Annotated in this window: 4 protein-coding genes; 1 reads left to right on the forward strand and 3 read right to left on the reverse strand. The window is 70.1% G+C overall.

Annotation, left to right across the window (positions count from 1 at the left end; genetic code table 11):
• Positions 1-263 precede the first annotated feature (263 nt).
• Complete coding sequence (gene ccoG, locus GPA27_RS27850) at positions 264-1,643, forward strand: cytochrome c oxidase accessory protein CcoG (RefSeq protein WP_169143656.1); 1,380 nt, start codon at positions 264-266, stop codon at positions 1,641-1,643.
• Positions 1,644-1,688: 45 nt separating this feature from the next.
• On the opposite strand, the gene GPA27_RS27855 is transcribed toward ccoG, so the two are convergent.
• The 3 genes from GPA27_RS27855 to acuR all read right to left on the reverse strand — a co-directional run.
• Complete coding sequence (locus GPA27_RS27855) at positions 1,689-2,597, reverse strand: alpha/beta hydrolase family protein (RefSeq protein ID WP_169143657.1); 909 nt, start codon at positions 2,595-2,597, stop codon at positions 1,689-1,691.
• 7 nt (positions 2,598-2,604) lie between these two features.
• Positions 2,605-3,588 (reverse strand): acrylyl-CoA reductase (NADPH), encoded by a 984-nt coding sequence (gene acuI, locus GPA27_RS27860; protein WP_169143658.1) that lies wholly within the window; start codon positions 3,586-3,588, stop codon positions 2,605-2,607.
• Between the two features lie 57 nt (positions 3,589-3,645).
• On the reverse strand, positions 3,646-4,266 hold a 621-nt coding region (gene acuR / locus GPA27_RS27865), incomplete at its 5' end, for an acrylate utilization transcriptional regulator AcuR (protein ID WP_169143659.1).

Below are 4,266 nucleotides of genomic sequence, written 5' to 3' on the forward strand. Positions count from 1 at the left end.
GTTTAACCCATCCCCACCCCAACCCGGGAGTCTGCGCTTCGCTCCGCCGTTACGGCGGCGCAGAGCAGTGCTCTGCGAAACCCCGCCTCCGCCCCCTTGAAGGGGAGGGAGCAACCGCGCACACGCGACAACAGATTGAAATCTGTTCCTGTCGGAAATGTGCTTCTCTGGAGCTGTTCCTGTCGGTCGCCCGGTGATGTACTCGCCGCCGGCGTCGACCGGGGAAATTGTCTCCCCCGGCACGCATCCGGAGGAAGGCAGGAATGGGCAAGTCCGTCAGCAAGGTGCGCGAGGCGAAGCTGGAGCTGTACCGCAAGCAGGGCAAGATCCACGCGCGGGCCGTCGCGGGCCGCTTCAACACGCTGCGCTGGGCGATCGTGTGGCTCACGCAGATCGTCTTCTACGGCGGCTGCTGGCTCACGTGGGAGGGCAACGGCGCGTTGCGGCAGGCCGTCCTCTTCGACATCGCGGACGAGAAGTTCTACCTCTTCGGGCTCGTGCTGTGGCCGCAGGACGCGCTGCTGCTCGCGCTGGCGCTGATCCTCGCGGCGACCGCGCTGTTCCTCGTCACCGCGCTCGCGGGGCGCCTGTTCTGCGGCTTCGCCTGTCCGCAGACGGTGTATACGACGATCTTCACGTGGGTCGAGGCGAAGGTCGAAGGCGACCACCTCGACCGCCTGAGGCTCGACCAAAGCCCGCCGGGCGTTCGCAAGTTCGCGCTCAAGGGCGCAAAGCATGGCCTGTGGCTGCTGATCGCGGCGTGGACGGCGATCACCTTCGTCGGCTACTTCACGCCGATCCGCGAGCTGCTGCCGGCGCTCGCCGCCGGCGCCGCCGGCCCGTGGGAGAGCTTCTGGCTGATCTTCTACGGCCTCTTCCTGTACGTGCAGGCCGGCTTCGCACGCGAGGCCGTGTGTCAGCACATGTGCCCGTACTCGCGCTTCCAGGGCGTGATGTTCGACCGCAACACCACGACCGTCAGCTACGACCTCCGCCGCGGCGAGCCGCGGCAGGCGCGCGGCCGGGCCGAGGGTGGCGGCGACTGCATCGACTGCGGCATCTGCGTGGAAGTGTGTCCGACCGGCGTCGACATCCGCGAAGGCCTGCAGCTCGGCTGCATCAACTGCGGCCTGTGCATCGATGCCTGCGACACGGTGATGACGCGCGTCGGCACGCCCACCGGCCTGATCCGCTTCGCCTCGGAGCGCGAACTCGCCGGCGCGGCGGCGGGCGGGAGGACGCGCCTCGCCGTGTATGGCAGCCTGGTGCTGGCGGTCGTCGCGCTCGGCGCGTGGTCGTTGGGCCAGCGTTCGCTGCTGCAGGTCGACGTGCTGCGCGACCGCGGCGCCCTGCTGCGCGAGACCTCCGCCGGACGGATCGAGAACGCCTATACGCTGAAGCTGAAGAACCTCGACGACGCCGCGCGCGAGTTCGTCGTCGAGGTCAGCGGCGTGCCGGGCATCGAGGTCGTCGGCGAGCGCGCGTTTGCGGTCGCGGCGGGCAGCGTGCGCCCGGTGTCGCTGACCCTGTCCGCGCCCGCCGGCACGCCGCTGACGGGCGTGCGTCCGATCATTTTTCGCATCGCGGCGGGGCACGACGCGGCGCGCAGCGTGCAGGAGCCGAGCAGCTTCATCCTGCCCTGAGCGCGCCCCCGGTACTCGAACGTGCGCCCGAGGACGCGCGGGTGTTCACGGCTGTCGGCCTGTCTCCAGCCAATCGGCCGCCCGCTGCCACAGGCTGTCGCGGTAGCGGGCGTGGAAGAACCCGAAGTGCCCCATCGGCGGCAGTCCTTCGCGTTCCAGGTCGAGTTGCACGAAGCGGCGCTGCGCGTGCGGGAAGTGGTCGAGCAGGCGCCGGCACGCGGCGGGCGTCGCGTATTCGTCGTGCGCCTCGGCGAGCGACAGGATCTCGCCGCGGAAGGCCGCCATGCGGCGTTCGAGCGCGTGACTGTCAACCGCCTTGCTCGCATGCGGCAGAAGGCGGTAGAAGCGGTGGAAGCGCGGGTGGAAGCGGAAGGCCCATTCCAGCGCGACCCCCTTCGGCAGGTCTTCGAGCCAGCCGAGGCGCTTGCCGGGGAAGTAGCCCAGGAGCCCGACGACCGCCGGCATGAAGGCATGCCAGCGCAGCAGGTAGGGCAGGCGCACGCGGGGCGCACAGTCGCGCCAGTAGGCGTACTGGCAGCCGACGAAGAGCGCGCGCTCGACGTGGGACGCGCTCTCCGCGAGGCCCAGCGCGAAGCCGCCGATGCTGTGGCACGCGGCGTAGAGGGGGAGGCCGTCGGCACGTGCGCGCAGCAGGCGCAATGCCCCTTCGCAGTCCAGCGCGCCCCAGTCGAGCTTGGTCGCGCGAAAGCCGCGCAGCCGTGCGGGCCGGGATTCGCCGATGCCGCGGTAATCATAGGCGAGCACGCGAAAGCCGCGCTCGGCCATCGCGTCGCCGAAGCGCGTGTAGTAGCGTGCGGCGACCCCGGTCGCAGCGTTGATGACGAGCGCCCCGCGCGGTGCGTCCGGGCCGGGCCAGTAGGTGCCGCGCAGCGGATAGCCGTCCGCGGCCGGGAACTCGACGCTGCGCGGCTGCGACCGGACGACGGCGTCCATGGCCGGGTCAGCCGCCGACCTTCACAACGACGCGTCCGCGCACCTGACCGGCGAGCAGCTTGTCGGCGACGGCCGGTGCGTCGGCGAGCGCGATCTCGCTCGTGATCGTTTCGAGCTTCGCGCCGTCGAGGTCGCGCGCGAGCCGTTCCCAAGCCTCGACGCGCACCGCCTGCGGCGCCATCACGCTGTCGATGCCGTAGAGCGTGATGCCGCGCAGGATGAAGGGCGCGACGGTCGCGGGGAAGTCCATGCCCCCGGCGAGCCCGCAGGCCGCGACCGCGCCGCGGTAGCGCGTCGTCGCGCAGGCGTTCGCGAGCGTGTGGCTGCCGACCGTGTCGACGACCCCCGCCCAGCGCTCCTTGCCGAGCGGCTTGCCGGGTTCCGACAGATCCTTGCGGTCGATCACGCTCGCGGCGCCGAGACGGGTCAGGTAGTCGGATTCGGCGACGCGGCCGGTCGAGGCGACCACGGTGTAGCCGAGCTGTGCGAGCAACGCGATCGCGACGCTGCCGACGCCGCCATTCGCGCCGGTCACGAGGATCTCGCCGTCGCCCGGCTTGATGCCGTGCTTTTCGAGCGCGAGCACGCACAGCATCGCGGTGTAGCCCGCGGTGCCGATCGCCATCGCCTGGCGGGTCGTGAAGGCCGCCGGCAGGCGCACCAGCCAGTCGCCCTTCACGCGCGCCACCTCGGCGAGGCCGCCGCAATGCACTTCGCCGACGCCCCAGCCGTTGAGCACGACCTGGTCGCCCGCCTTCCATGCCGGATGCGAGCTGCTCTCGACCGTGCCGGCGAAGTCGATGCCGGGGATCATCGGAAAGCGGCGCACGACCGGCGAGCGCCCGGTGATCGCAAGCCCATCCTTGTAGTTCAGCGTCGACCATGCGACACGCACCGTCACGTCGCCCTCTGGCAGCACGGCCTCGTCGATGGCCTGCAGCCCGGCGCGGTACCCCGCGTCGTCCTTGGTGATCAGAATGCCTTGGAACATCGTGTTCGCTCCTTGTCGGGGTAAATAGACCAATCAACTACAAATAGACGCAAAGAATCAACGCAGTGCTGCCGTGAAAAGACTGAAGAACGCGCGCATCGGCTCGGTCGAACGCATCAGCCGTGCGCGGAGGATTGCGCCTTCCCAGCCGATCCAGAATGCATGCGACAGGCCCGCGCAATCGGTGCCCGCGGGCAGTTCGCCGGCGGTGACGGCGTCCTGCAGGCAGTCGGCGACGCGCGCTTCCCAAGCCAGGAAAATTTCCTCCAGTCGCCGCCGGATCTCCGCGTCCAGACAGCCGACTTCCTGACCGAGATTGCCCACGAGGCAGCCGCGCGTGAAGTCGAAGCGCTCCACGCCCCGGCAGGCGTCGTCAACGAAAGACTGCAGGCGCGCAAGCGCGGCGAGGCTCGCGTCGCCGAGGTGGCGGTCGAGCTTGCGCAGCAGGTAGGCGGCATAGGAATCCAGCGTCGCGAGGACGAAGGCGTCCTTGCTCGGGAAGTAATGGTAGAAAGACCCCTTCGGCACGCCGACCGACTTCAGTACCTCGTCGAGCGCCGTCGCGCTGACGCCGCGCTCGGTCAGCAGTTCCGTGCCGCGGCGGATCAGCAGCTCGCGCGTGTCCGCATAGCTGTGACCGTGGCGCGTCGGGCGGCCGCGCGGGCGACGGGGGAGGGA

The sequence above is a fragment of the Aromatoleum toluolicum genome, from assembly GCF_012911005.2.
Classification (GTDB): Bacteria; Pseudomonadota; Gammaproteobacteria; order Burkholderiales; family Rhodocyclaceae; genus Aromatoleum; species Aromatoleum toluolicum.

Coding starts and splice junctions, on each gene's coding strand:
- ccoG (WP_169143656.1), top strand. CDS start 264: ATGGGCAAGTCCGTCAGCAAGGTGCGCGAGGCGAAGCTGGAGCTGTAC.
- acuI (WP_169143658.1), bottom strand. CDS start 3,588: ATGTTCCAAGGCATTCTGATCACCAAGGACGACGCGGGGTACCGCGCC.
- GPA27_RS27855 (WP_169143657.1), bottom strand. CDS start 2,597: ATGGACGCCGTCGTCCGGTCGCAGCCGCGCAGCGTCGAGTTCCCGGCC.